Source organism: Allobosea sp. GW821-FHT12C12, assembly GCF_058807355.1.
In genome coordinates this window covers 275,568-295,608 of record NZ_JBXAQP010000004.1, presented here as the reverse complement: position 1 = coordinate 295,608, position 20,041 = coordinate 275,568, and the positions used below count along the sequence as shown (strand labels likewise).

General features: G+C 69.1%; 22 protein-coding genes. 14 read left to right on the top strand and 8 right to left on the bottom strand.

Annotation, left to right across the window (positions count from 1 at the left end):
* Positions 1-110 precede the first annotated feature (110 nt).
* Positions 111-815 carry a TerC family protein gene (locus tag AC1RRW_RS08140; RefSeq protein ID WP_492900160.1) on the top strand — a complete coding sequence of 235 codons (705 nt, stop codon included), beginning with the start codon at positions 111-113 and terminating at the stop codon, positions 813-815.
* Between the two features lie 19 nt (positions 816-834).
* A complete protein-coding gene (locus AC1RRW_RS08135) occupies positions 835-1,575 on the top strand; it encodes a TerC family protein (protein WP_492900159.1) in 741 nt (246 codons plus the stop codon).
* Between the two features lie 9 nt (positions 1,576-1,584).
* Here the strand turns inward: AC1RRW_RS08135 and AC1RRW_RS08130 are convergent, their stop codons facing one another.
* Positions 1,585-2,193 (bottom strand): 4'-phosphopantetheinyl transferase family protein, encoded by a 609-nt coding sequence (locus AC1RRW_RS08130; protein WP_492900158.1) that lies wholly within the window; start codon positions 2,191-2,193, stop codon positions 1,585-1,587.
* A gap of 131 nt (positions 2,194-2,324) precedes the next feature.
* Between AC1RRW_RS08130 and AC1RRW_RS08125 the strand changes: the two genes are divergently transcribed.
* The 3 genes from AC1RRW_RS08125 (at position 2,325) to AC1RRW_RS08115 (ending at position 4,382) form a co-directional block, all read left to right on the top strand.
* On the top strand, positions 2,325-3,056 hold the full coding sequence (locus AC1RRW_RS08125; RefSeq protein WP_492900157.1) for an AzlC family ABC transporter permease: 732 nt from the start codon (positions 2,325-2,327) through the stop codon (positions 3,054-3,056).
* Entirely contained in the window at positions 3,043-3,360 is a 318-nt protein-coding gene (locus AC1RRW_RS08120) for an AzlD family protein (RefSeq protein WP_492900156.1), read from the top strand. Before AC1RRW_RS08125 ends, AC1RRW_RS08120 begins: the two co-directional genes overlap by 14 nt.
* Positions 3,361-3,503: 143 nt before the next feature.
* Positions 3,504-4,382: a branched-chain amino acid aminotransferase gene (locus AC1RRW_RS08115; RefSeq protein ID WP_492900154.1), complete on the top strand. Its 879-nt coding sequence runs from the start codon at positions 3,504-3,506 to the stop codon at positions 4,380-4,382.
* A gap of 4 nt (positions 4,383-4,386) precedes the next feature.
* On the opposite strand, the gene murJ is transcribed toward AC1RRW_RS08115, so the two are convergent.
* Together murJ and AC1RRW_RS08105 are read right to left on the bottom strand one after the other, a co-directional pair.
* Entirely contained in the window at positions 4,387-5,913 is a 1,527-nt protein-coding gene (murJ, locus tag AC1RRW_RS08110) for a murein biosynthesis integral membrane protein MurJ (RefSeq protein WP_492900153.1), read from the bottom strand.
* 129 nt (positions 5,914-6,042) lie between these two features.
* The gene (locus AC1RRW_RS08105) at positions 6,043-7,077 is read right to left on the bottom strand and encodes a glycosyltransferase family 2 protein (protein ID WP_492900152.1); all 1,035 of its coding nucleotides are present in this window, start codon (positions 7,075-7,077) and stop codon (positions 6,043-6,045) included.
* A gap of 170 nt (positions 7,078-7,247) precedes the next feature.
* On the opposite strand from AC1RRW_RS08105, the gene AC1RRW_RS08100 reads away from it, so the two are divergent.
* Together AC1RRW_RS08100 and AC1RRW_RS08095 are read left to right on the top strand one after the other, a co-directional pair.
* On the top strand, positions 7,248-8,078 hold the full coding sequence (locus AC1RRW_RS08100; protein WP_492900151.1) for a ChbG/HpnK family deacetylase: 831 nt from the start codon (positions 7,248-7,250) through the stop codon (positions 8,076-8,078).
* Positions 8,079-8,234: 156 nt separating this feature from the next.
* Positions 8,235-9,872, top strand: coding sequence for a methyl-accepting chemotaxis protein (locus AC1RRW_RS08095; protein WP_492900149.1), 1,638 nt, complete (start codon positions 8,235-8,237; stop codon positions 9,870-9,872).
* Here the strand turns inward: AC1RRW_RS08095 and AC1RRW_RS08090 are convergent, their stop codons facing one another.
* Positions 9,873-10,775: a LysR family transcriptional regulator gene (locus AC1RRW_RS08090; protein ID WP_492900148.1), complete on the bottom strand. Its 903-nt coding sequence runs from the start codon at positions 10,773-10,775 to the stop codon at positions 9,873-9,875. It abuts the gene before it with no gap.
* Positions 10,776-10,860: 85 nt separating this feature from the next.
* Between AC1RRW_RS08090 and AC1RRW_RS08085 the strand changes: the two genes are divergently transcribed.
* Genes AC1RRW_RS08085 through AC1RRW_RS08075 form a run of 3 tightly spaced genes read left to right on the top strand, consistent with a single transcriptional unit; the run spans position 10,861 to position 12,306 of the window.
* The gene (locus tag AC1RRW_RS08085; RefSeq protein ID WP_492900146.1) at positions 10,861-11,301 is read left to right on the top strand and encodes an ester cyclase; all 441 of its coding nucleotides are present in this window, start codon (positions 10,861-10,863) and stop codon (positions 11,299-11,301) included.
* Positions 11,302-11,311: 10 nt separating this feature from the next.
* Complete coding sequence (locus AC1RRW_RS08080) at positions 11,312-11,647, top strand: hypothetical protein (protein WP_492900144.1); 336 nt, start codon at positions 11,312-11,314, stop codon at positions 11,645-11,647.
* A complete protein-coding gene (locus AC1RRW_RS08075; protein WP_492900143.1) occupies positions 11,644-12,306 on the top strand; it encodes an SDR family NAD(P)-dependent oxidoreductase in 663 nt (220 codons plus the stop codon). Before AC1RRW_RS08080 ends, AC1RRW_RS08075 begins: the two co-directional genes overlap by 4 nt.
* A 68-nt stretch (positions 12,307-12,374) precedes the next feature.
* Here AC1RRW_RS08075 and AC1RRW_RS08070 read toward each other — a convergent pair whose 3' ends face one another.
* The gene (locus tag AC1RRW_RS08070) at positions 12,375-12,977 is read right to left on the bottom strand and encodes a superoxide dismutase (protein WP_492900142.1); all 603 of its coding nucleotides are present in this window, start codon (positions 12,975-12,977) and stop codon (positions 12,375-12,377) included.
* A gap of 384 nt (positions 12,978-13,361) precedes the next feature.
* Between AC1RRW_RS08070 and AC1RRW_RS08065 the strand changes: the two genes are divergently transcribed.
* Positions 13,362-14,840 carry a hypothetical protein gene (locus tag AC1RRW_RS08065; RefSeq protein WP_492900141.1) on the top strand — a complete coding sequence of 493 codons (1,479 nt, stop codon included), beginning with the start codon at positions 13,362-13,364 and terminating at the stop codon, positions 14,838-14,840.
* Here the strand turns inward: AC1RRW_RS08065 and AC1RRW_RS08060 are convergent, their stop codons facing one another.
* The gene (locus AC1RRW_RS08060) at positions 14,841-17,003 is read right to left on the bottom strand and encodes a S9 family peptidase (RefSeq protein WP_492900140.1); all 2,163 of its coding nucleotides are present in this window, start codon (positions 17,001-17,003) and stop codon (positions 14,841-14,843) included. It lies immediately after the preceding gene.
* Between the two features lie 348 nt (positions 17,004-17,351).
* Between AC1RRW_RS08060 and AC1RRW_RS08055 the strand changes: the two genes are divergently transcribed.
* The 3 genes from AC1RRW_RS08055 (at position 17,352) to AC1RRW_RS08045 (ending at position 19,198) form a co-directional block, all read left to right on the top strand.
* Complete coding sequence (locus tag AC1RRW_RS08055; RefSeq protein WP_492900231.1) at positions 17,352-17,768, top strand: Ros/MucR family transcriptional regulator; 417 nt, start codon at positions 17,352-17,354, stop codon at positions 17,766-17,768.
* 222 nt (positions 17,769-17,990) lie between these two features.
* Positions 17,991-18,359 carry a helix-turn-helix domain-containing protein gene (locus tag AC1RRW_RS08050; protein ID WP_492900139.1) on the top strand — a complete coding sequence of 123 codons (369 nt, stop codon included), beginning with the start codon at positions 17,991-17,993 and terminating at the stop codon, positions 18,357-18,359.
* On the top strand, positions 18,359-19,198 hold the full coding sequence (locus AC1RRW_RS08045) for a DUF6456 domain-containing protein (RefSeq protein ID WP_492900138.1): 840 nt from the start codon (positions 18,359-18,361) through the stop codon (positions 19,196-19,198). The genes AC1RRW_RS08050 and AC1RRW_RS08045 overlap by 1 nt, the downstream gene beginning before the upstream one ends.
* Before the next feature lie 3 nt (positions 19,199-19,201).
* On the opposite strand, the gene AC1RRW_RS08040 is transcribed toward AC1RRW_RS08045, so the two are convergent.
* Positions 19,202-19,630, bottom strand: coding sequence for a SufE family protein (locus tag AC1RRW_RS08040; protein WP_492900137.1), 429 nt, complete (start codon positions 19,628-19,630; stop codon positions 19,202-19,204).
* 170 nt (positions 19,631-19,800) lie between these two features.
* Entirely contained in the window at positions 19,801-20,031 is a 231-nt protein-coding gene (locus AC1RRW_RS08035) for a hypothetical protein (protein ID WP_492900136.1), read from the bottom strand.
* Between the last annotated feature and the right edge of the window lie 10 nt (positions 20,032-20,041).

Sequence of the window (20,041 nt, the reverse complement as noted above, 5' to 3'; positions counted from 1 at the left end):
TGGACTGAACAAGCCTTGGCCTAAAGTCGTAAATCCGTCGGGATGGGCAGGACAAGCCTGAACGACTTGGCTAGAAGCTGAGCGTTGAGACCGTCGAAGGGGCTGTATTGATGGATCTGTCGTCGCTGTCGCTGGCCGACCCGCTGATCTGGGGCAAGCTGTTCGAGATCATCGCGCTCAACATCGTCCTGTCGGGCGACAACGCGGTGGTGATCGCGCTCGCCTGCCGCGCGCTGTCGCCCAAGCAGCGCACCAAGGGCATCGCGCTGGGCGCAGGCGTCGCCGTGCTGCTGCGGGTCGTCTTCACGGTGCTGATCGCCTCGTTGCTGAACGCGCCCTTCCTGCGCATCATCGGCGGCGCGCTTTTGGTCTGGATCGCGGTCAAGCTGGTCATCGAGGACGGCGGCGCGGAAGAGGACGGCATCGCCGCCAGCAGCAAGCTCTGGAAGGCGGTGCAGACGGTGGCGGTCGCCGACATCGTCATGAGCCTCGACAACGTGCTGGCGATCGCGGCCGTCGCCAAGGATTCGCTGCCATTGCTGGTCGCGGGCCTTGTGATCTCGATCCCGCTGATCGTGCTCGGCGCCTCGCTGATCACCAATCTGCTGTCGCGCTTCCCCGTCCTCGTCTGGGCCGGAGCCGCGCTGCTCGGCTGGGTCGCAGGCGAGATGATCGAGAGCGATCCCTGGCTCGTCGCCCGCTTCGGCGAAGCGCTGATCCAAAAGCTCGAATACCCGGCGGCGGTTCTGGGCGCGATCCTCGTGCTCGGCCTCGGCTATTTCCTGAAACCCCGCCGGCCCGATCCGGCCCTCTGACAAAGGGACTGACCGCGACATGGATTTCTCATCCTCGCAATTCTGGGTGTCCTTGCTCCAGATCATCTGGATCGACCTCCTGCTTTCGGGCGACAACGCGGTCGTGATCGCGCTCGCCTGCCGTTCGCTGCCGGAAAGGCAGCGCAAGATCGGCATCTGGCTCGGCGCCTCGGCGGCCATCGGCCTGCGCATCATCTTCGCGCTGGCCGTGACCTACCTGCTGCTGGTGCCCTATCTCAAGGTCGTCGGAGGTCTCCTGCTGTTCTGGATCGCGATCAAGCTCGCCATGGGCGAGGAGGAAACGCACTCCGACATCGAGGCCAGCGACTCGCTCTGGAAGGCGGTGCGCACCATCGCCATCGCCGACGCGGTGATGAGCCTCGACAACGTCATCGCCATCGCGGCCGCCTCGCGCGGACATCCCCAGCTCTTCATCTTCGGCCTGCTGCTCTCGATCCCGCTCATCATCATGGGCGCGCAGTTCCTGACCTCGATCATCGCCCGATATCCGATCCTGATCTGGCTCGGCGCAGCCCTGCTGGGCTGGATCGCGGCGGAGATGATCCTGGGCGACATCGCGGTGCTGCAATGGCTGCAGGTCAACATGCCGACATGGGTCGTGCCCGTCCCGGCCGATGTCGGCGCGCTCGGCATCGGCCCGGCCGCGATGCCGCGCTACGTCACCTCGGTCATCGGCGCGGCCATCGTCTGCGTCGTCGCCTACATGCTCAAGAAGAAGCCGATCGACGAGCCGGGCTGAAACCGGACCTCAGTCGAGCACGATCATCGCGGCGGCCAGGGTTGCCTGGCCGCCGTTCTTGGCGATCAGGCCATGGCCGAGCGCCTGCGTCGGCTGCTCGCGGTCCTCGACCGAGAAACGCTCCTCGGGCAGGAGCGTCACCGAAAAGCTCTCCGGGGTGCGCACGAACCCGGCGCCGAGCGCCTTCACATAGGCCTCCTTGGCGGTCCAGATCTGGGCGAAGGCGAGCGGCCTCGCGGCCTCAGGCAGCGCGGCCAGCATGGCGCGCTCGTCCGGATGCAGGACGGACAGCGGCGGCGGGGCCGAGGGCTCGATCCGCTCGACGTCGACGCCGACGGGGCCGCGCGCCAGCGCCACCGCGACCAGCCCCGCGCGGGTCGCGAGCGACAGGTGCAGCCCGGCGCCGATCGGCCGCGCCAGCACGGGCCGGCCGCGCTCGTCATGCTCGATCGTCACCGCCTGATGTGGCAGCGAAAACTGCCGCGCGATCAGGTCATGGGCGATGCCGCGTCGCAGCGCCGAGCGCTCGCCCAGATTCACCGGGCTGCGGCCGGAGGCGATCAGCCAGGCGACGGGCAGTGCTTTCGCCGTCTCGTCGGGAGCGTGGAGCCAGATCATGCCCGAAGCATAGTCATCATGCCCGAAGCATAGTCCGTGACATCCTGCCTGTCCTCCGTCCTGCGCTGCGATCATGCGGCGACTCCGCCCGCCCCGGTTGACCGGAACGGCGCTTGGCCCTTGGAAAGGGCATGTCCGCGCAACCGCTCCAGCCGCCGCCAAAACCCGTCTTTTCGCTGACGCTTGCCGGGGCCGTGCTCGGCCTGCGCAAGGTCTCGGTGCTGGTCCCGGGCGTCGTCGTCTTCGCCGTCGCTTTCGGGGCTGCCGCCTCGGCCAAGGGCCTGAGCCTGTTCGAGGCCGTGCTGATGAGCGCCGCCGTCTATGCCGGCGTGGCGCAGCTCGTCGCGATGGAGATCTGGCGGCCGGAATGGAGCTGGGGCGCGATCGCGGGCCTCGCCGTCGTCACCGCGACGGTGAACGCCCGCATGGTGCTGCAGGGCGCCTCGCTCCAGCCCTGGTTCGCGCACTATCCGAAGACGGTCAACGCCCTGCACCTCTTCCTCTTCACCGATGCGAGCTGGCTGATCGGCGCGCGCTATCATGGCGAGGGCGGGCGCGATCTCGGCGTGCTCGTCGGATCCGGGGTGACGCTCTGGCTGGTCTGGGTGGCGGCGACCGTGCCGGGCTATCTGCTCGGCGCGCTCGTCGCCGACCCGCGCACCTACGGCATCGACCTCGTCATGCCGATCTTCTTCGCGGCGATGATCGTGCCGCTCTGGCGCGGCCGGCGCGCCGCCGTGCCCTGGGTCGTCGCGGGCCTCGTCGCGCTCGTCACCGCGAGGCTGGTCGAGGGCTATGCTTTCATCATCGTCGGCTCGCTGTCGGGCGCGGCTGTCGGAGCCTTCAGCGATGACGCTGCCTGATCCCGGCGCCTGGGGCGCGATCCTCGCCATCGCCGGCATGGCGCTGGCGACCTATCTCTGCCGCATCTCGGGCGTGGCGCTGATGGGTTTCATCCCGCTGACCCCGCATGTCCGGCGCGGGCTCGCGGCGTTGCCGGGCTCGATCGTGGTCGCGACCGTGCTGCCGCTGGTCGAGCGGCTCGGCCTGTCGGCGGCGCTGGCGCTGCTGGCGGCGGTCGGCAGCATGGTGATCCGGCGCAGCGAATTGCTGGCGCTGATCGTCGGCATGGCGGTGGTCTCGGGCGCCCGCGCGCTCGGGCTCTGATCCGTCACGAGCGATCCATCAGCCGGGATCCATCACGCCTTCCGATCGCTTCCATCACATCAGATCATCGCCGCCGTGTTGACGCGAGCCTGTCCCAGGCAGACGGTGTCGGCCAGCAAAACTGACCCGATCGGAGCGCCGCGATGGCATGGTATTCCCAGACCTGGAGCTGGTTCGAGGGCGAGTGGCACGAAGGCAACCCGGGCTTCGTCGGGCCGCGCAGCCATGCGCTCTGGCAGGCCTCGGCCGTGTTCGACGGCGCGCGCTATTTCGATGACGTCGCCCCCGATCTCGACAGGCATGCCGCGCGCGTGAACCGATCGGCCGCCGCGCTCGGCCTCAAGGCCACGGTCACGCCGGAATTCATCATCGAGAAGACGCTGGAAGGCGCGAAGAAATTCGCTCCCGGCGCCGCGCTCTACGTCAAGCCGATGTACTGGGCCGAGGCCGACGGTCCCTCGACCATCATCGCCGACGCGGAATCGACGCAGTTCTGCCTGTGCCTGTTCGAGGCGGCGATGCCGCCGCCCACGACAGGCTTCTCGGTGACGCAAGGGGTTTTCCGCCGCCCGACCATGGAGACGATGCCGACCGACTCCAAGGCCGGCTGCCTCTATCCCAACAACGCCCGCATCCTGCGCGCCGCCAAGGCGGCCGGGTTCGACAACGCGCTGGTGCTCGACATGCTCGGCAACGTCGCCGAGACCGCGACCTCGAACATCTTCCTCGCCAAGGACGGCGTGGTGAGGACGCCCGCGCCCAACGGCACCTTCCTGAACGGCATCACCCGCCAGCGCGTGATCGGGCTGCTGCGGCAGGACGGGATCACGGTCGAGGAATGCAGCCTGCGCTATGGCGATTTCGAGCAGGCCGACGAGATCTTCACCTCGGGCAACTACTCGAAGGTCGTGCCGGTGACGCGCATCGACAACACCCCGCTCCAGCCCGGCCCGATGTACCGCAAGGCGCGCGAACTCTACATGGACTTCGCCAAGTCCAAGGGTCGGTCCAAGGCGGCGTGAGGTTTCAGCGCAGCAGCCGGATCAGCCCGGCCGCCTTGAGCCCGATCGCCAAAACCGCGCCATAGACGATCATCGCGGCGAGCCCGATGCCGGCGAGCGCGGCCAGCCTCGGCTCCGCCGGGACGGCCTGCGCCAGCATGAGCAGCGGCGGCGCGGTGAAGCGCGCCGTCAGCCCGGCGAGGACGGTCGCGACCAGAACGATTGCGGCGAGCGCAGGCAGGCCCTTCGCCGGCCGAGTCCAGCCGCGCCGGACGCCGAGCAGGAACAACAGCCCGACATTGATCCAGGCTCCGCCCGCCGTCGCAAGCGCGAGGCCGGGCGCGCCGAGATCGCGCCACAGCGCGAGCTTCAGCGCGATGTTGCAGGCGATCGCCGTCAGCGAGACGAGCATCGGCGTGGCGGTGTCGCCGCGCGCCTGGAAGCTCGACACCTGCGTCCGGATCAGCACGATCGCCGGCAGGCCGACCGCATAGGCGAACAGCACCGCGCCCGCCGCCTGGCTCGCCGCCGCGTCGAAACGTCCGCGCTCGAACAGGGCCGAGACGATGAGTTCCGGAATGGCGAGAAAGGCGGCGGCGAAGGGCGCCGCCGCGACCAGCGTCAGCGCCACGGCCCGGTTCTGCGCCCTGTCGGAGGCCGCGACGTCGCCGGCCGCGATCAGGCGACTCATCGTCGGCAGCAGCACGGTGCCGACTCCGATCGCGATCACGCCGATCGGCAGCTGGTAGAGCCGCTCGGCGTAATAGAGCGCGGCATAGGCCCCCGCCGGCAGGAGCGAGGCGATGATCGTGTCGGCGAAGAGCGCGATTTGGACGCCGGCCGAGCCGATCACCGCCGGCCCGAACGCCTTGAGGAACGCTTTCATGTCGGCGTCGAGGCGCGGGCGGGTCAGCGCCGCGGCGACCCCGGCCCGGCGCGCCGCGAATGCCAGCAGCAGCCATTCGAGCAGGCCCGCGGCGGCAACGCCCCAGGCCGCCGCATAGGCCGCGTTCGGAAAGAGGAAGGCGACGGCGAGCGCCGCGATCAGGCAGATGTTGAGCAGGATCGGCGCGGCGGCGGCGGCGGCGAACCTGTCGACCGCGTTGAGATTGGCCGAGAGCAGCGTCACCAGCGTGATGAAGGTGAGATAGGGGAAGGTGATCCGCGTCAGCGCGACCGCGAGCTCGAAGCGTTGCGTGTCGTTGGCGAAACCCGGCGCGAGCAGCCGGACCACCTCCGGCATGAACGGGAGCGCGACGGCGAGCAGGGCGGCCTGCACGATCAGGATCAGGGTGAAGACGCGGTCGGAGAACAGCGCCGCCGAGGCCTCGCCGGCCTGCTGGCGGATGCGGGCGAAGCTGGGAATATAGGCCTGGTTGAAGGCTCCCTCGCCGAAGATGGCGCGGAAATGGTTGGGCAGCCGCAGCGCGACCGAGAACGCGTCCATCAGCGCGCCCGCGCCGAGCACGGCCGCCAGCACGATGTCGCGCAAGAAGCCGGTCAGGCGCGAGAGCAGCGTGAACCCGCCGACGGAGAGGATCTTTCTGAGCATCGCGCGCCTTGGCGGGGCTGACAGCTTCAGCCCTCGTCCCGAGGAGCCGCATAGCGGCGTCTCGAAGGATGGTCCAGTGCGCCAACCGTCATTGCATCGCCGCGCTCGCCCGGCAATGACGGAGAGCGTCTACCGGATCAGCGGCGGCAGGGCGTCGCCGCGCGGATGGTCGACGGCGCGGGCGTCGAAACCGACGCGCTCGCCGATCAGGTACAGCGGCCGGCGCTTCACCTCGGCGAAGATCCGTCCGACATATTCGCCGATCATGCCGAGCGAGATAAGCTGGATGCCGGAGAAGAACATGATCGAGACGATCAGCGACGGGAAGCCCGGCAGGTCGGTGCCGAAGAACAGGGTGCGCAGCAGGAAGAAGGCGGCGGCGCAGGTCGCGGCGATGGCGGTGACGACGCCGGCCCAGGTCGCGACCTTGAGCGGTATGGTCGAAAAGGAGGACAGGCCGTCGAAGGCGAAGGAGAACAGCTTGCCGAAACGGAACTTGGTCTCGCCATGCTCGCGCTCGGCGACGTCGAAGGTCACGCCGATGGAGCGGAACCCGACCCAGGCATACAGGCCCTTCGAGAAGCGGGCGCGCTCGGGCAGGGCCCGCAGCGCATCGACCACCTTGCGGTCGAGCAGGCGGAAATCGCCCGCGCCTTCCGGAAGCTGCGTCTCGCCGAAGCTGGCGAAGAGCCGATAGAACATCCTGGCGAAGTTGCGCTTCAGCGGGCTCTCGCTGTTGCGGTCGGAGCGCTGGCCATAGACGTTGAGATAGCCCTCGCGCCATTTCGCCAGGAAGACCGGAATGGTTTCGGGCGGGTGCTGGAGATCGGCGTCCATGATCGCGACGGCGTCGCCGCGCGCATGGTCGAGGCCGGCCGCGATCGCGATCTCCTTGCCGAAATTGCGGCTGAACGAGACCGCGCCGATGCGCGGATCCTGCGCATTGAGCAGGCGCAGCACCGAGAGCGTGCCGTCGCGGCTGCCATCGTCGACGCAGATCAGCTCCCAGGACGTCACTTCCGTCGCGAGCACGGCGTTCAGGCGCTCGACCAGCAGCGGCAGGTTGTCGGCCTCGTTATGGACCGGGACGACGATCGAGAGTTCGGGCCGGTCCGTACTTGCGGTATGAAGCGTCGAAGGGGGGGCAGGCGATGGTTCGGACACGAAACGGACCTCTCGGGCGGGCAAAAGCCGACCGGGCCACGGCGCGGGGGCTCGACAGCGCGACGCGATCCGCACAAAGACCGTGACGCGCGCCGGCCCGCAAGGCGGCGGCGCGGATGGATGGCGCGTCTTCTATACGATTGTCGATGAACCGGGGACAACAACCGACGATGACGAGCGGTTTCGTGCTCTGCGCCGATGATTTCGCCCTGACCGAAGGGGTCAGCCGCTCGATCCTGGCGTTGCTGGGGGAGGGCCGGCTCTCGGCCGCCGGCGCGATGACCAGTCGCCCGCATTGGCCGAAGCTGGCCGGCGCGCTCGCCGCCCATGCCGGCCGCGCCGATCTCGGCCTGCATCTCAACCTGACCTGCGCCGCGCCGCTTTCCGCGATGCCGCGTCTGACGCCGGGCGGCGAACTGCCGAAGCTCGCCGATCTGGCGCGGGCGGCGATAGCCTCCGCCGAGATCCGCTCCGAGATCGCGCGGGAGATCGGGCGGCAGCTCGACGCCTTCGAGGACGCCCTCGGCCGCGCGCCCGATTTCGTCGACGGACACCAGCACGTCCATGTCCTGCCCGGCATTCGCGGCGCGGTGCTCGACGCGATCGCGCGGCGCTATCCGGCGGGCACGGTCTATTTGCGCGATCCCTCCGACCGGATCGACGCCATCCGCGCGCGCGGCGTCGCCGTCGCCAAGGCGCTCGTCATCTCCGGGCTCGGATTCGGCCTGGCGCGCGCGGCGACGCGGCGCGGCATCCCGGTCAATCGCGGCTTCTCGGGCGTCTCGCCCTTCGACCCGGCCCGCGACATCGCCGCCGATCTCGCGCGCTTTCTGGTCAGGCCGGGCCCGGTCCATGTCGTCATGTGCCATCCCGGCTTCGTCGACGACGAATTGAGGCTGCTCGACCCCGTGGTCGCGACGCGGCCTCTGGAGCACGCCGCGCTGATGGCCTTCGCGCCGCCGCCTGGCTTTCGGATCGGTCGCTTCGCTTCGCTCGATTGATCGCCCGCATCGCAATCGAAAATTTACCGCGTTGGGCCAGATTGGCGATCGGGAGTGCGGCGTCGGTCCGGCTCCGTCTTCCAGGCTGGCGGCAAGGGCATCAACGCAATGAACTGGTTCAGGCGAGCGGATATCTCGGCCGCTGGCGCGCCCGCCATGCTCGCGCGAGCCGGGTCGCTGAGCACGCAGATCGTCGGCGCCGCCGTCGCCATCGTGGCCATCGCCATCGTCTTCGTCGTGATCGCGGTGGCGCGCTACAATGACGGCAAGACCCGCGCCGACCTCGAGCAGAAGATGACCGCGCTGACCCTGATGGTGGTCAACGCCTCGCCTTCCCTGATTCTGGCGCGCGACACCAACACGCTGGGCTATATCCTCGAATCGCTGCAGCGCGACCCGGATTTCGACGCAGGCTTCGTCGCGGACGACCTCGTCGCGCTGGCGACGGCCGGACGCAACGACGATGCGCGTCTGTCGCTGACACCCAACAGGCTCGCCAAGATCATCGGGCGCGAGCCCTGGGACATCATGAGCGGGCAGACCTCGCTCCAGCTCGAGGACAACACCTTCATCACCCAGCTCCATGTCGTCAGGATCGGCGGCCATCAGAAGCAGATCGGCTATGTCGCGATCCGTTTCGACAAGACCCGCCTCGTCGCGCGCGCCAACTGGGAACAGTTCGCCACGATCGGCTTCGGCATCGCGATCCTGGTCGTTCTCGGGCCTCTGCTCTGGATTTCGCTCTCGCGCACGATGAAGCCGCTGAAGAGCATGACGAACGCGATCGTCGGCATCTCCGACGGCAAGCTCGATACGCCGATCGACGCGGTCGGCCGCCGCGACGAGATCGGCGCCATCGCGCACGCGCTCGGGATCCTGAAAGTCAGCCTGGCGGAACGCGCCACGCTGCAGGAGAAGCAGCATCTCTCCGCGGCCGAGCGCCGCGAACATCAGCATCGCGTCGACCAGTCGATCGCGCTGTTTCGCGCCGAGGTCGGCGTGGCGCTGGAGGCCTTCAAGAGCAATGCCGACCGCATGAGCGAGGCCTCCGACGGGCTTGCCCGGGTGGCGGCGGAATCGTCCGGCCGTGCGGCGCGGGCCGCGCAGAACTCGCAGGGCGCCTCGGCCAATGTCGAGAACGCCGCCCAGGCCGCCGAGGAAATGGGCGCGGCCATCCGCGAGGTCGAGTTCCAGGTCCGCCGCGTCCGCACCGAGATCGTCGAGGCGGCCTCGGTCTCGCGCGATACGGCGGGCTCGGTGCGCGCGCTCGACGAGACGGCGCGCGCCATCGGCGAGGTCGTCAACCTGATCCGCGACATCGCCGCCCAGACCAACCTTCTCGCGCTCAACGCCACGATCGAGGCGGCCCGCGCCGGCGAGGCCGGGCGCGGCTTCGCCGTGGTCGCCTCGGAGGTCAAGAACCTCGCCTCCCAGACGGCCGACGCGACCGACCGCATCGTCGCCCAGGTCGGCGCGATCCAGAGCGCCACCGGCGAGGTCGTCGGCGCGATCGGCAACATCGCCGAGCGCATGGGCGCGATCGAGAACTTCGCCAATTCGGTCGCGACCTCGATCGAGCAGCAGGCGATCGCCACCGGCGAGATCGCCAGCGGCGTCGCCATGGCCTCGTCCTCGGCGCTGTCGGTGTCGAGCGATCTCAGCGTTCTCGCCGATTCGGTCGAGGAGACCGGGCGCTCGGCCGAGGAGGTCAGGGGCGCGGCCGGCGAGGTCGCCACCCAGGCGCTGCGCCTGCGCACGACGGTCGACCAGTTCCTGCGCAGCGTCGCCGCTTGATCAAAGCGCGGCGGCGATCGCGCTGATCCGGCTGCGCAACCAGGCGTTCGCCTGATCGCTACGGGCCTGCGGGTTCCACAGCATCTCGATGCGCCAGGCCGGCAGCGGCAGCGGCAAGGGAAAACTGACCAGTCCGGCATTCGCGAAGCGGGCCGCGATACGGCCGGGCAGGGCGGTCACGAGATCGCTCCCTGACAGCAGCGCCGGCAGAGCCAGCATATGAGGCAGCGTCACCGCGATCCGCCGCGACAGGCCGCGCTCGGCCAGTGCCCGGTCGATCTCGCCGACTGCGTCGCGCCGCACCGAAACAAGAGCGTGCCGCTGTCGCAGATAGGCGTCGAGCGTCATGCCGCCTTCGGTCAGCCCCGGATGTTCCGAGCGGGCCACGCCGACGAAACTTTCGCGGCAGAGGCGCTGGCGCACCGAGCGTTCGGGCGGTTTCTGGAAGACGCCGAGCGCCAGATCGATGACCCCACGGTCGATGAGCGAGCCGATATCGTCCTTGTCGTAGCCGACGATGCGCAGTGTCGCCTCCGGGGCTTCCCGCTCCAGCGCGGTCAGGAAAGGCGGTATCAGCACCGTGGTCGTATAGTCGGTGCTGGCGATCGTGAATCTCCGGGCCCCGGCCGGATCGAAGGCGAGATTGGGGCTGAGCGCCTGCCGAAGCTGCGCTAGCGCCGTCGCGACCGCCGGGGCGATCCGCAAGGCTTTCGGAGTGGGCTGCATCTCGCCGCCGGCTCGGACGAAGAGTTCGTCGCCGAACAGCTTTCGCAATCGAGCAAGCGAGCCGCTGACCGCCGGTTGGCGCAATCCGAGCTGCGTTGCCGCCTGGCTTATGCTTCGCGTCTCGCGGATCGCATCGAAGGCGACGAGCAGATTGAGGTCAATACCATGGAGCGTCATCGCCGACAGCGATATCGATTATCGTTGCCGGCGCATAGACCTCATGGCGTCGGCCGACCATGTGGGCCGGATCAGGAGGTGACCCATGTCCGATCCAGCCAGCGTCGTTAGCCGCTTCGTCACGCAGTTTCTCGGCCACGCCGATCTTGCCGTCGCCGACGCGACGCTTCATCCCGGGGTGCAGGGCTTCACGGGGTTGAAGCCGACCGGCCCGATCGAAGGGCGCGAGGAATACAAGGCCATCGTCACGGCCTTCGTCGCGGCGTTCCCGGCCGAAAGCCCGGTCGAGATCATCGACCAGTTCGTCTCGCGGGACGGGACGCGGGTCGTCACCCGCTTCCACTCGCGCCAGCGCCATGCCGGAGACTTCTTCGGCGTCGCCGCGTCGAACCGGGTGATCCTGTTCGACGAGACGCATGTCGCCCGTGTCCGCGTTGGGCTGATCGTCGAGAACATCGTCAGCGCGACCAATCTCGAATTCGAGATGCTGATGGCCCCGGTCCTGACGCCGATGATGCTGAAGTGAGGGCCAGGCGATGCGCATCTTCGCCACCAGCCGCGCGACCGCCGCGGCCACGCCCGAAGCCTTGACGGCGGAAATGGAAGCCGAGGTCGAGACGGGCCGGGCCTTCTATGCCGACGGCCTCATTCTGCAGGCCTACATGGACCCCGCCTATGAGCGGACCTTCATGATCCTGGAGGCCGAGAGCGTCGCGGCGGCCAAGGCGGTTTTCGACACTTATCCGCACGTCCGCGCCGGGCTGATCGCTTTCGATTACACGCCGCTGATCGGCATGCCGGCCGTGCGCCGCCATCACGACGCGAGGGGTATGGCCCTGCCGCCATGGTGGCCGCCGGAGAGCGGATCGTGAGCGACCCGCCGCTCGCGATCATCGCCGGCGCCGGGCCCGGCATGGGTGCGGCGATCGCCCGCCGCTTCGCAAGCGAGGGCATGCGCGTCGCCCTGGTCTCGCGCGATCCGTGGCCGCTCCTGCCGCTGATCGGAGCCGCCGCAGGAGACGCCAGCGCCTACGCGGCCGATTTGTCGGATCTCGCCGAGACCGCGCGCGTCATGGAGGCGATCATCGGCAACCTCGGACCGCCGCAGGTGCTGGTCTATAACGGCGCGTTCTGGCGCGAGGGACCATCGCTTGCTCTCGACCCGGCCCTGTTCCACCGCGATCTGGCGTTGAACGTCACCAGCGCGCTGGTCTGCGCCCGGAAGGTGGCGGCCGGCATGGCGGAGCGCGGCTCCGGCGGCATTCTTTTCACCGGCGGCGGCCTGGCGCTGCGGCCGGAGCTTGGCGTCGGCGTCGGGTCGCTCACCACGGGAAAGGCCGCCCTGCGCGCTTTGGCCCATGTGCTGGCCGGGGAACTGGCCGGCGACGGCATCCATGTCGCGACCGTCACGATCGCCGGGCAGGTCGCGCCCGGTTCGGCCTTCGACCCCGATCTCGTCGCCGAGCACTATTGGGATCTGCACGTTCAGCCGCGCAGCGCCTGGGAGGTCGAACGCGTCGTTCGCGGCTGAACGCGACATGCGTGCACACAAAAAACGGGGCCGCCAGGCCCCGTCTTCATGTCCGGCCGCGGTGAGGTTCAGGCCTTGGCGGCGCCGTCGTGGAGCTCCGCGACGTATTCCCAGTTCACCAGGCTCTCGAGGAAGGCCTTGAGGTAGTCGGGGCGGCGGTTGCGGTAGTCGATGTAGTAGGAGTGTTCCCAGACGTCGACACCGAGGATCGGGGTCGCTCCGTTGACCAGCGGGCTTTCGCCGTTCGGCGTCTTGCTGACGGCGAGCTTGCCGCCCTTGACCTCGAGCCAGGCCCAGCCCGAGCCGAACTGGCCGACGCCGGCGGCGACGAAGTCTTCCTTGAACTTCTCGACCGAGCCGAACGAGTCGACGACGGCCTTCTCCAGCGCGCCGGGCAGCTTGCCGCCGCCATTGGGCTTCATCCACTTCCAGAAGTGCAGATGGTTGTAGTGCTGGCCGGCATTGTTGAACACGGCCGGGTTCTTGCCATGCGAGGCCTTGACGATCTCCTCGAGCGACTTGCCCTCAAATTCGGTGCCCTTGATCGCGTTGTTGCCGTTGGTGACGTAGGCCTGATGGTGCTTGTCGTGGTGATATTCCAGCGTCTCCTTCGACATGAAGGGCTGCAGCGCGTCATGGGCATAGGGCAGATCGGGCAGGGTGAAGGTCATCGGGCCTCTCCTTGAGATGGGGCAATTCGTGAATTCCGCGAATGGCTTGGCGATGAAACGAATGGACACCGTGACGGTTCCGGCGCGCGGGCCACCGATGGAGCCGCGCCGGCATCGTCCCGATATCCGGCGGAACCTCCCGCCATTCGCGTTCTAGTTAAGCCTCCGCCGCCGCTCCGGCAACCGGCGGCGCGGGCAAGGCGGCGATGCCTTCGGCGCGATCGCGTCGGCGGTCGCGAGGCCGGGGCTTCGCCTCACTCATGCCCCATTCATCGCCCTATCCGGGCGAGAAATTGAAACTCTCTCTTATTCAATACGTTAGATGATCGACGCCGTCGGGCGCGTCGCAGGCTCCCGAGCGGAAGCCTCGCCAAGGATATCGCATTGAGCATCATCTTCGTTGTGGTGGGTCTCGGATTTCTTGCAGGCGGCGCCTACGCGATCGTCGAGGGCTGGCCCTATCTCCTGATCGAGCGCGGCTTCACGCTGGTCATCGTCGGCGCCGTGCTGATGACGGCGGGCGTGCTGATGCTGGCGCTGTCGCGGGTTCTCGCCGAGCTGCGGCGCGTGCGCGCCCAACTGACCAACGCGGCCATGGCGGTCTCGGTCGCCTCGATGGCCCATGCCCGCGAGGAGCGCGAGCCGGCTCCCGGCGCCGCGCTCGCTCCGCGAGCGCCGCCCGTCGTCGATGGCGGCCTGCGCGTGGGTCCGGCGGCGATCGGCGGAGCGGCCGCGGCCGGCGGCGTCCTGGCCGCCGGGGCCGTCGCGGCGGCCCTGCGCGATCCCGACGGGCCGTCCGATCCCAGGACCGACGAGGCGGCGCGTGACGACGAGCCGGATCTGTTCGCCGTCCCGCATGCGGCGGACGATGCTCCCACCACCGAGCCCGCCGCGCCCTGGTCGCCCTCGCGCTGGACCGGATCGGCCGCGCCGGAAAGCGAGCCGGAGTCCGAAGCGAAGCAGGAGGCCGGGCTTTTGCCGGTGGCGACGCCGGACGAGTTCGAGGCCGCCCTGAGCGAGGCGACGGCGGATTTCAAGGCCGCAGGGGACGAGCCGCAAGACCTGCCCGAGCCCCTAGGTTCGGCCGAGCCAGCCGATCGCGAGCCGGCGGCATCGGGGCTCGCTCTGCGCGAGAGCGTCGCCGCGCCCTCCCTCGACGAGGATTTCGACCGGCTCCGGGACCGGCTGGCGCTGGGCGGCAGCCGCGCGGAATCGGGCGACGAGGCCACCCCGGCGCTTGCGGGCGAACGGCGCGTGCCGGCCGACAGCGAGATCGACGACGCCGCCGGCTGGATGACGGCGATCAGGCCGGGACAGGAGCGCTGGTTCGCGGAGCCGCCCGCCTCCGAGGCCGAGGCCGCGACCGGCGCGGAGCAGCCCGAAGCCGCGAGCCTGCCGGAGCTGCCATCCGAGCCGCCGCCCTGGCCGCCGCAGACGCGCGAGGCCGCGCCGTTCGAGCCGGAGGAGACGCAGGCCGAGCAAGCGCGCGAGGAGGCCGCCGCGCCGGAGCCCGATCTGGCGGAGGACAAGGTCGAGGAGCCTGCCGCGACCGCGCCCGGACCGGCCGGGGGCGAGCCCGCTTCCGACCGCGAGCCCGAGCCGCTGCCGACCTTCGCGCTGCTGCCGGACTCAGCCGAGCCCGAGCCCGATGTCGAGCCGGAACCCGAAGCTGAATCCGCCGCGCCGGCTCCCGCGGCTTCCGAGGAGGGCGTCGTCGGGGCCTATCAGGTCGGCACGGCGCATTTCACCATCTATGCCGACGGCTCGATCCAGGCCCGCACGCCGGAAGGGGATTACAGCTTCGCCTCGATGGACGAGCTCAAGACCTACCTCGCCAGCGAGAAGAACCGCCTGAACGCCTGATCAGGCGTTCGGCGCGGGCTGCCCGCTCCAGCGCGCGCCCACCGCCTCGATCGCGAAGGCGTAACCGAGCGCGGTCTCCTTCAGCGAGTCGAAACGCCCGGCCGAGCCGCCATGGCCGGCCTCCATGTTGGTGTGCAGCAGCACCGGCCCGCCGCCCGTCATGGTCGCGCGCAGCCGCGCCACCCATTTGGCCGGCTCCCAATAGGTCACGCGCGGATCGGTCAGCCCGCCCATCGCCAGGATCGGCGGATACGCCTGCGCCTTGACGTTGTCATAGGGCGAGTAGCTCGCGATCATCCTGAAGGCGGCCTCGTCGCGGATCGGATCGCCCCATTCCGGCCATTCCGGCGGCGTCAGCGGCAGGGTTTCGTCGAGGATCGTGTTGAGCACGTCGACGAAGGGCACCTCGGCCAGGATGCCGGCGAAGAGCTCCGGGGCCATGTTGGCGACAGCGCCCATCAGCATGCCGCCGGCGCTGCCGCCCTGAGCGACGATGCGGCCTCGGCCGGTGAAGCCCTCGTCGGCCAGCATCTCGGCCGCCGCGATGAAATCGGTGAAGCTGTTGGTCTTGTTCTGGCGCTTGCCGTCGAGATACCAGGCCCAGCCCTTGTCGGTGCCGCCCCGGACATGGGCGATGGCGTAGACGAAGCCGCGATCGACCAGGCTGAGCGGCCGCGTCCGAAACGAGGCCGACATCGCCGAGCCGTAGGAGCCGTAGCCGTAGAGCAGGCAGGGCGCCTTGCCGTCGAGGGCGAGGTCGGCGCGGTGCAGCAGCGAGACCGGCACCAGCGCGCCGTCCTTCGCCCTTGCGAAGACGCGCCGCACGCGATAGGCCGCCGGATCGTGACCGGACGGTATTTCCTGGCGTTTCAACAGCCTGCGTTCGCCCGTTGCCATGTCGTAGTCGAAGGTCTCGGCCGGTCGCGCCATCGAGGCATAGATGAAGCGGATCGTGTCGGTGTCGAATTCGTAGCCGGCGTCGAGGCCGAGCCCATAGGCCTCCTCGTCGAAGGCGATGCTCGTCTCCGTGCCGCTGGCGAGATCGCGGATGACGATGCGTGGCAGGCCGTCCTCGCGCTCGAGCCGGATCAGCCGGCCTCGCAGGCAGACATGGTCGAGGATCAGCCGGCCCGGCTTGTGCGGCACGAGGTCGCGCCAGTGTCCGGGCGCGGGATCGGCGGCCGGGGCGGCGACGATCTTGAAGTCCTCGGCGCCGTCGGCGTTGGTCAGGATCAGCAACTCGTCGCCATGTTGCTCGATGTCGTAGCGCCGGCCGACCTGGCGCGCCGCCACCATGACGGGCCTGGCCTCGGGCTCGGCGAGATCGAGGATCCTGATCTCCGAGGTCTCGTGGTCGCCGACCTCGATCAGCAGGTAACGGCGCGATTGCGTCGCGCCGACCTCGACGAACATGCCGGCGTCGCTCTCCACATGCAGCAACTCGTCGCTCGCGGTCGGCGTGCCGATGCGGTGGCGCAGGACTTTCGAGGGCCGGTGCTCGGCGTCGAGCCCGACATAGCAGAAGGAGGCGCTGTCGGCCGCCCAGACGATGTCGCCGGTCGTGTCCTCGATCCGGTCGGGCAGGTCGGTCCCGCTGTCGAGATCGCGGATCCTGATCACATGCAGTTCCGAGCCGGCCTCGTCGACGCTCCAGGCGAGCAGCCGGTGGTCTGGGCTGTGCTCGGCCTCGGCGAGATCGAAGAAGTCCTTGCCCTTGGCCAAGGCTGAGGCGTCCAGCATGACCTGCTCGCGCCGCTTGCCCGTCGTGGGCTTGCCGTCGCGGGGCCTGCGGCAGATCAGCGGATGCTCGCCGCCCTTGCGGTAGCGCGAATAGTACAGGAACGGCCCGTCGGGCCGCGGCACGCTCGAATCGTCTTCCTTGACGCGGCCGCGCATCTCGGCAACGAGCGTCTTCCGCAGCGCTTTCGTCGAGGCCATCATCTTGCGGCAATAGGCATTCTCGGCGTCGAGATAGCGCTTGATCTCGGCCGGCAGGCGCTCGGGCTCGCGCAGCACGTCCTTCCAGTTCTCGGCGCGCAGCCAGGCGTAGTCGTCCCGCAGCGTCGTGCCGTGCACCTGAATCGCATGCGTCTTGAGCGCCGCCTTCGGCGGCTTCGGAAACTGTGTCGATACGTCCCGGTTCAATCCTGGAGTCGAACGCATCGCCGCCGTCTCGTGTCCTGTCGAGGCCTGACTGGTAGACGCGGCAATCTATGTTGACAAGACAATCATCCGGCAGGCGCCTGGGGCGAATTTCGCATTTCGGCCACCATAAACACGTTCCAGTTGTTGCAACAATTCCAAGGATCGATCGTATTCGCGCCGCCGGCATTGACTTGCGGCGATGTTAACTTTGGACTACATCGAATTTGGTTGTTCCTTTCGGGATGATTCCATGTTTGGCGGTTCTTGACCGACCGCCTGCCATGGCCATCGCAGGCGCTCGACGCCCGGGAGAACGAACGCCAAAGCCTATGCCTGTCCAAAAATCTCATAAGGAGTGATGCCACTATGGCTGACAATGACGGTTCGGATTTCATCGAGCTCACCGCGGATATCGTCTCCGCCTATGTCTCGAACAATTCTGTGCCCGCGTCCGAATTGCCAGGTCTGATCGGCGAAGTGCATGCCGCGCTGAGCCGCGTTGTTGGCGGCGTCGCTCCGGTCGTGCCGGCCGAGGCCCCGAAACCTGCGATCCCGGTGAAGAAGTCGATCACGGCCGATCATTTGATCTGCCTTGAGGACGGCAAGAAGTTCAAGTCGCTGAAGCGCCATCTGCGCACGCAGTACAACATGTCGCCGGAACAATACCGCGAGAAGTGGGGCCTGCCGCCCGACTATCCGATGGTCGCTCCGAACTATGCCGAGGCGCGCTCGCAGCTCGCCAAGAAGATGGGCCTGGGCCAGCAGCGCCGCAAGCGCCGCTGAGTTGATCTCCCCGCGGCCGTCGCGCCGCCTGCCCGATCCGGAAAGCCGCTGGTCCGCCGGCGGCTTTTTTCATGGCTGCTGCCATGAGCGTGCCGCCAGCCATGCTTCGCTTTCTGTCGCCGCGGCAAGCGACAAGGCCCTTGCCAAACCGGATTTAGGATTATATTCATATATTGTCTCGGTTGCAGGCCGGCCTCAGTGAAACCAGCGAGGGAACATATCATGAACAATGATCTCATTCGGCGTGGCGATCCCGCGAGCCTGACGGCGCTGGCCCGGCTTGCGGAATCGGCCGCCGCGGCGATGGCGCGTCTGCCGGCGCGGAGTCTGCGCGGTCCCTCGCCCGGCGCCCGCGCGGCGATCCGGGCGCGGCAGGTGGCGATGTATCTGTCGCATGTCGTCTTCGGCCTCTCCTTCAACCGGATCGGCATCTGCTTCGGGCGCGACCGCACCACCGTTCGCCACGCCTGCCGGCTGGTCGAGGACGGGCGCGACGACGACCGGCTCGAATTCGGCCTCGCGGCGATCGAATGCGGCTTGCTGGCCCTGTCTGCCGCGCTCTTTCCCGCAGCACCCCGGGAGGCGGCATGATGAGCCGGCACGGTCACGACCATGACGACCATGACCCCGACGGCGACCGGGATCGCGACGCCCGCTCGCGGCTGTTGCGGCATCTCGGCCAGCCCGGCGCGTTCGGTCTCGTCTCGGCGCTGGGCTGCGGCCGGCTTTCGCTGAACCGCACCGCGAACGGGACGACGCTCGGCGCCGGCTATGCGCCGATGGCGGCGGCCGAAGCGCTCGTCCGCGAGGGGCTGGCGCTCTGGACCGGGGCAGGTCGGTCGCGCCGGCTCGTGCTCGCCGGCGGCGGGGCCGGACCCGGCCGCGCGCTCGCCGGGCGCCTCGTCTCGGTCGACGGCGAGCGGCGCATGGTGCTGGTCGACGAGCGCGAGAGCCCCTTGCTCTGGCTGCATCGCCGCATGGGCAAGGACGGCCAGCCGCAGATCTCGGCCGCCGAATTCGCCGCCGGCGAGCGTTTGCGCGCCGACCTGACGCTGGCGCGGATGCTGCCGCGCGTGACGATGAACTGGGACGCGGCGTTCTCACCCGACGATCGCGGCCCCGGCGGGCGCGATCCCGCCAGCGCCTCGGACGCCTCGCTCGCGGCGCGCCAGCGCGTGCGCCAGGCCTGCGACAGGCTCGGCCCGGAACTGTCCGGGCTGGCGATCGATGTCTGCGGCTTCCTGAAGGGGCTCGACCTGATCGAGCGCGAACGCGGCTGGCCGGCGCGCTCGGCCAAGGTGGTGCTGCGGCTGGCTCTGGCCGGGCTCGTCGCGCATTACGGGCTCGGACAGCAGGCGCCCCGTCCGCGCCGCTCGGCCTGGCAGGCGGACGATGCCCGCCCGCGCATCATGCCGGCGGCGCCGGCCTGAGGCTCAACCCTCGGCGGCGGCGCGCGCGTCCGACCTGATCCGCTCGATCATCGCGCGCACGCCGTTGGAGCGCTGCGGCGTCAGATGGGCGGCGAGGCCGAGCCGCTCATAGATCGCGAAGGCGTCGGTCGCCGCGATCTCGCTCGCCTGCCTGCCGGAATAGATCGCGAGCGCCAGCGCGACGAGGCCGCGCACGATATGGGCGTCGCTGTCGCCGCGGAAATGCAGCCGCGTCTCCGGGCCCGGCCCGCCCTCGCGGCGCGCCTCCAGCCAGACCTGGCTGGCGCAGCCGCGCACCTTGTTGGCGTCGTTATGCGCCTCTTCCGACAGAGGCTCGAGATCCTTGCCGAGCTCGATCAGATAGCGGTAGCGGTCGTCCCACTCCTCGAGCAGGTCGAAATTGGCGTTGATCTCGTCGAGGCTTGCGCTCATGGGCCGTCCGCTCGCGGGGCTCGTCCGCCGCGGTCTTGGCGGACCTCTGCCTCTTCGGCGCGTCGTCGCCCGCCGTCAAGCGCCGCAAGGCCGCGCCTGGGCCGTTCAGCGGATGCCGGCGGTCGTCCCGCGCGGGCTGGCGCCGCCGCGCGCGGCGTCCGCCTGAAGCCTCAGTCGAGCACGCGCTTGCGCGTCCCGGGATCGAGCCCGGCCAGGATCCGGGCCGCCTCGCGGGCCGCCGTGACGCTGTTCATCGCGCTGCGCGCGTCGATCTGGCCCGCGAGACGGGCGGCCGAGGCCACGGTCGCGAGCGCGTCGTCCTTGTCGGAACGGCCGCCATGCACGGGGGAGTTCAGCGCGATCACGCCGATCACCGCGAGGCTGCGCAGGATATAGGCCATCTCCGTATCC

What these genes read in the sequence shown, in the direction of transcription:
- AC1RRW_RS08125 (WP_492900157.1), top strand. Translation starts at nt 2,325, where the DNA reads ATGTCCGCGCAACCGCTCCAGCCGCCGCCAAAACCCGTCTTTTCGCTG.
- AC1RRW_RS08080 (WP_492900144.1), top strand. Translation starts at nt 11,312, where the DNA reads ATGCGCATCTTCGCCACCAGCCGCGCGACCGCCGCGGCCACGCCCGAA.
- murJ (WP_492900153.1), bottom strand. Translation starts at nt 5,913, where the DNA reads ATGCTCAGAAAGATCCTCTCCGTCGGCGGGTTCACGCTGCTCTCGCGC.
- AC1RRW_RS08045 (WP_492900138.1), top strand. Translation starts at nt 18,359, where the DNA reads ATGAGCCGGCACGGTCACGACCATGACGACCATGACCCCGACGGCGAC.
- AC1RRW_RS08060 (WP_492900140.1), bottom strand. Translation starts at nt 17,003, where the DNA reads ATGCGTTCGACTCCAGGATTGAACCGGGACGTATCGACACAGTTTCCG.
- AC1RRW_RS08055 (WP_492900231.1), top strand. Translation starts at nt 17,352, where the DNA reads ATGGCTGACAATGACGGTTCGGATTTCATCGAGCTCACCGCGGATATC.
- AC1RRW_RS08100 (WP_492900151.1), top strand. Translation starts at nt 7,248, where the DNA reads ATGACGAGCGGTTTCGTGCTCTGCGCCGATGATTTCGCCCTGACCGAA.
- AC1RRW_RS08035 (WP_492900136.1), bottom strand. Translation starts at nt 20,031, where the DNA reads ATGGCCTATATCCTGCGCAGCCTCGCGGTGATCGGCGTGATCGCGCTG.
- AC1RRW_RS08095 (WP_492900149.1), top strand. Translation starts at nt 8,235, where the DNA reads ATGCTCGCGCGAGCCGGGTCGCTGAGCACGCAGATCGTCGGCGCCGCC.
- AC1RRW_RS08040 (WP_492900137.1), bottom strand. Translation starts at nt 19,630, where the DNA reads ATGAGCGCAAGCCTCGACGAGATCAACGCCAATTTCGACCTGCTCGAG.
- AC1RRW_RS08115 (WP_492900154.1), top strand. Translation starts at nt 3,504, where the DNA reads ATGGCATGGTATTCCCAGACCTGGAGCTGGTTCGAGGGCGAGTGGCAC.
- AC1RRW_RS08120 (WP_492900156.1), top strand. Translation starts at nt 3,043, where the DNA reads ATGACGCTGCCTGATCCCGGCGCCTGGGGCGCGATCCTCGCCATCGCC.
- AC1RRW_RS08140 (WP_492900160.1), top strand. Translation starts at nt 111, where the DNA reads ATGGATCTGTCGTCGCTGTCGCTGGCCGACCCGCTGATCTGGGGCAAG.
- AC1RRW_RS08070 (WP_492900142.1), bottom strand. Translation starts at nt 12,977, where the DNA reads ATGACCTTCACCCTGCCCGATCTGCCCTATGCCCATGACGCGCTGCAG.
- AC1RRW_RS08090 (WP_492900148.1), bottom strand. Translation starts at nt 10,775, where the DNA reads ATGACGCTCCATGGTATTGACCTCAATCTGCTCGTCGCCTTCGATGCG.
- AC1RRW_RS08135 (WP_492900159.1), top strand. Translation starts at nt 835, where the DNA reads ATGGATTTCTCATCCTCGCAATTCTGGGTGTCCTTGCTCCAGATCATC.
- AC1RRW_RS08050 (WP_492900139.1), top strand. Translation starts at nt 17,991, where the DNA reads ATGAACAATGATCTCATTCGGCGTGGCGATCCCGCGAGCCTGACGGCG.
- AC1RRW_RS08130 (WP_492900158.1), bottom strand. Translation starts at nt 2,193, where the DNA reads ATGATCTGGCTCCACGCTCCCGACGAGACGGCGAAAGCACTGCCCGTC.
- AC1RRW_RS08085 (WP_492900146.1), top strand. Translation starts at nt 10,861, where the DNA reads ATGTCCGATCCAGCCAGCGTCGTTAGCCGCTTCGTCACGCAGTTTCTC.